Origin of the sequence: Rhodopila sp. (assembly GCF_035548235.1) — a bacterium.
GTDB lineage: Bacteria > Pseudomonadota > Alphaproteobacteria > Acetobacterales > Acetobacteraceae > Rhodopila.
Genome location: NZ_DASZTJ010000114.1, coordinates 1 through 4,408, shown reverse-complemented (window position 1 = coordinate 4,408; position 4,408 = coordinate 1). Strand labels below are relative to the sequence as shown.

Here is a 4,408-nt window from a genome sequence, read left to right as displayed (position 1 = left end):
ACGGTCTGAAAACAGTTCCGGTATCGGATTGCCTAAGCCTTGGATAGGACCAATGTTCCTGTAATCCTCCCATTCCATATCGAATAGAATATAATATGGACAAAATACCAGTTTAATACCGATTATATCGCTATTATGTTCCATTAGCTAATCAGTTCCGATCTGATAATGTACGCTCCACTTTTCGTGATCGCCGCGGCGGGCATCACGCCATTGGCGGCGGCCCCGACGGCCGTTTCACCAGCATCGACGTCAGGTAATCCGCCACCGCTCGGATCCGAGCGGGCTGCAGTTTGCCGGGGGGAAGCAGCAGGAACAGGCTGGCTTCAGGCCGGCGCCAGCGCGGCAGGACCTGTTCCAGCCGCCCGCTCTCCAGCAGGTCGTCCAGCAGGAACTCGGGGGCGTCGGTGATGCCCAACCCCGCCAGCAGCGCCGGCATCGCCGCCTCCCCGTTGTTGACCCGAAGCGGGCCTTCGGGGCGGACCGACACCTCTTCGCCTTCGTCGTTGAGGAAGGTCCACGCCCCCCTGGTCTGCAGATAGGCGTAGCCGAAACAGGCATGGGCCATGAGTTCGGACGGGTGTTCGGGGCGTCCATGGCGGTCCAGATAGGCGGGGGCGGCGACCGCCACGCGCCGGATCGGCCTCAACCGCCGCGCCCGCAGGGAGGAGTCCGGCAGGTCGGCGATCCGCAGCGCCAAGTCGAAGCCCTCGGCCACGAGATCGACCATCGCATCGGTCAGCGACAGGTCGATCGAGATGTCCGGATATCGCGCCATGAACGCCGGCAGCAGGGGCGCGACCGCCCGCACCCCGAACGACATCGGGGCGGTCAGCCGCACGCGGCCGCGCGGGGACGACGCCTGTTCCAGCAGCGCCGCCTCCGCCGCCTCGGCCTCCGCCAGCAGCCGCCCCGCCCGGGCCGCCAGTTCGCCGCCCGCGTCGGTCAGGGTCAGGCGGCGGGACGTGCGGTGGAACAGCGGCGTGCCCAGCCGCCGCTCCAGCCGTGCGAGGGCCTTGGAGATGGTCGGCGGCGACAGCGACAGCGCCTTCGCGGCGGCGGTGATGCCGCGGGTTTCGACGACGGTGGCGAAGATCGCCATCGCTTCCATGTCCGGGAGCCTGGCCATAAGATTCCGAAATGGTGTGTTTCTATTGTTTCTATTTCTTAAGCTTCCGGCCGTCCATATCTGTAAGGCCCGAAGGAGATCGACATGCCCAAGGTACTGGTTCTCTATTATTCGACCTATGGCCACCTGGAGCAGATGGCCAACGCCGTGGCCGAAGGCGCACGGGCGGCAGGCGCGCAGGTGGACGTCAAGCGGGTGCCGGAAACCGTGCCCGAGGCGGTGGCCAAGGCGGCCCATTTCAAGCTCGACCAGGCCGCGCCGGTGGCGCAGGTCGCCGAGCTTGCGAACTACGACGCGATCGTCGTCGGCACCCCAACCCGGTTTGGGCGGATGGCCTCGCAGATGGCGGCGTTCCTGGACCAGGCCGGCGGGCTGTGGGCCAAGGGCGCGCTGAACGGCAAGGTCGGCGCGGCGTTCACCTCGACGGCGACGCAGCATGGCGGCCAGGAGATGACGCTGTTCTCCATCATCACCAACCTGCTGCATTTCGGGCTGGTCGTGATCGGGATGGACTACGGCTACCAGGCGCAAGGCACGCTGGAGGAGATCACCGGCGGCGCCCCCTATGGCGCCACCACGATCGCCGGCAGCGACGGCGCGCGGCAGCCGACGGAGCGGGAGCTGAACGGCGCCCGCTACCAGGGCCGGCGGGTCGCGGAGGTCGCGGCGAAGCTGGCCGGGTAGGGGGTGGCTGCCTGATCGGCGGCGGCGGGCTTGCCGGTTCGTCGTGGCCGCCCGTCCGCTCTCCGGCGATGAAGCGCGGATGACCGGCAGCAGGCCGGCGGGGGGCCGGACACCCTCTTGACACGGCGCGGCGCGATACCGCCAAATCGTCTCCAGACAAGGAGACGACCACGCGCTATCGCGCCCGCCACGATCGCCGAACTTGACCGCGCCGTTCGCGCCGATCATTCCTCCCGCTTCCCACGCCGGACCCTCCCGGCATGGCAAAGCGGAGCATTCGTCTTCATGAACGCCGTCCAGACCCCAGCGCCAATCGGTGAGGCAGCCGCCCGCAAGCGCCTGCACGTGATCACCTGGGGTTGCCAGATGAACGTCTATGACAGCGGCCGCATGGCCGACGTCCTGGCGCCCCTGGGCTACGCGCCGGCGGCGGAGCCGGATGGCGCCGACATGGTCATCCTCAACACCTGCCATATCCGCGACAAGGCGGCGGAGAAGGTGTTCTCCGAACTCGGCCGGCTGCGCAGGCTGAAAGAGGCGACCGGCAACCGCATGATCCTGGCCGTCGCCGGCTGCGTCGCGCAGGCCGAGGGGGCGGAGATCCTGGCCCGCGCGCCCTATGTCGATATCGTGCTGGGCCCGCAGACCTATCATCGCCTGCCGGAGATGGTCGCCCAGGCCAGCCGAGCGGCGGGGGCCGTGATCGAAACGGACTTCCCGCCGGAGGAGAAGTTCGACCACCTGCCCGACAGCGCCACGCCGCAGGGACCGACGGCGTTCCTGACGATCCAGGAAGGCTGCGACAAGTTCTGCAGCTTCTGCGTCGTGCCCTATACCCGCGGTGCCGAGGCGTCCCGCCCCGCCGGTGCGATCCTGCGGGAAGCCCGCCACCTGGTGGCGCAAGGCTCGCGGGAGATCACGTTGCTTGGCCAGAACGTGAATGCCTGGCACGGGGAGGCACCCGGCGCAGCGACCTGGGGCCTCGGCCGGCTGCTGCGGGAACTGGCGGAGATCCCCGGGCTGACCCGGCTGCGCTACGCGACCTCCCATCCCCGCGACATGGACGACGACCTGGTCGCCGCGCATCGCGACATCCCCAGCCTGATGCCGTTCCTGCACCTGCCGGTGCAGTCGGGATCGGACCGCGTCCTGGCGGCGATGAACCGCAAGCACACCGCCGACGACTACCGCCGCATCATCGACCGGCTCCGCGCCGCCAGGCCGGACCTGGCGCTGTCGTCCGACTTCATCGTCGGCCATCCGGGCGAGACCGACGCGGATCACGAAGCGACCATGGCGCTGGTGCGCGATGTCGGCTTCGCCCAGGCATACAGCTTCAAGTATTCGCCGCGGCCGGGCACGCCCGCCGCCGGGGCGCCGATGCAGGTGGCCGAGGACGTCAAGGACAGCCGCCTGCAAGCACTGCAAGCGCTGCTGCGCGAACAGCAGGCCCGCTTCGGCGCCGGCTGCGTCGGGCTGGACATGCCTGTGCTGTTCACCGGACCGGGCCGCCACCCGGGACAAATCGTCGGACGGTCACCATATCTTCAACCAGTACACGTATCGGGCGGTGCAAACCTTGTTGGTACCGAATCGATCGTGCGAATCGTTGCGTCTCATCCAAACTCACTCGCGGGAACCCTTGTCCAGGAGAGACAGATAGCTTGACCTACATCGCCCCCAACCAGACATCCGGCGCTTCGGCTCGTTCTGGCGAGAAGGCCATCACCCTCCAGTTCAACAACAACAGCCTGTTGCCCCTGCTTCTGGGGGATCACGACCGGCACCTGGTGCGGATCGAGCAGGCGTTGGGGGTCCGGTTGTCGTGTCGGGGGAACCGTGTGGCGATCGCGGGCGACGCGTCCCGGGTGGAGGTGGTGCAGGGCGTGCTGCAAGGCCTGTGGCGCCGGCTGGAAAGGGGTGAGGTCGTGGGACGGGCGGAAATCGAAACGGCGATCCGGATGGCGGACACGGAAACCGATCCGCGCCTGCCGCTGTCCGACCTGCCGGCGATCCGCACCCGCCGCGGCGCCGTCGCCGCCCGCTCCTCGGGCCAGGCGGCGTATATGGAGGCGCTGACCGATCACGAAATGGTGTTCGGCGTCGGTCCGGCCGGCACCGGCAAGACCTACCTGGCCGTCGCGCAGGCCGTCGCCATGCTGCAGGCCGGTAAGGTCGACCGTATCGTGCTGACCCGACCCGCCGTCGAAGCGGGCGAACGCCTGGGCTTCCTGCCCGGCGACCTGAAGGAGAAGATCGACCCCTACCTGCGGCCGCTCTACGACGCGCTGCACGACATGATGGGCGCCGACCAGGTGATACGCCGCATGACCAACGGCGAGATCGAGGTCGCCCCCCTGGCGTTCATGCGCGGCCGCACCCTGTCGCATTGCTATGCCATCCTGGACGAGGCGCAGAACACCACGCCGATGCAGATGAAGATGTTCCTCACGCGCATGGGCGAGGGGACGCGGATGGTCGTCACCGGCGACCTGAGCCAGGTCGACCTGCCGGCCGGCATACGGTCGGGACTGCGCGACGCGCTGGAGACCCTGGAAGGCGTGCAGGGCATCGCCGTCACCCGGTTCGAGGCGC

General features: G+C 68.1%; 4 protein-coding genes. 3 read left to right on the top strand and 1 reads right to left on the bottom strand.

Features of this window, described 5'->3' with window-relative positions; all coding sequences use genetic code 11:
* Positions 1-205: 205 nt before the first annotated feature.
* Positions 206-1,129, bottom strand: coding sequence for a LysR family transcriptional regulator (locus tag VHB27_RS09980; RefSeq protein ID WP_325599824.1), 924 nt, complete (start codon positions 1,127-1,129; stop codon positions 206-208).
* 84 nt (positions 1,130-1,213) lie between these two features.
* Here VHB27_RS09980 and wrbA point away from each other — a divergent pair, with 84 nt between their 5' ends.
* From wrbA to VHB27_RS09965, 3 genes are all read left to right on the top strand, one after another.
* Positions 1,214-1,813: an NAD(P)H:quinone oxidoreductase gene (gene wrbA, locus VHB27_RS09975; RefSeq protein ID WP_325599822.1), complete on the top strand. Its 600-nt coding sequence runs from the start codon at positions 1,214-1,216 to the stop codon at positions 1,811-1,813.
* 285 nt (positions 1,814-2,098) lie between these two features.
* Complete coding sequence (gene miaB / locus VHB27_RS09970) at positions 2,099-3,481, top strand: tRNA (N6-isopentenyl adenosine(37)-C2)-methylthiotransferase MiaB (protein ID WP_325599820.1); 1,383 nt, start codon at positions 2,099-2,101, stop codon at positions 3,479-3,481.
* A gap of 5 nt (positions 3,482-3,486) precedes the next feature.
* Positions 3,487-4,408 (top strand): PhoH family protein (locus tag VHB27_RS09965; RefSeq protein ID WP_325599826.1); only part of this gene is annotated, 922 nt, incomplete at its 3' end.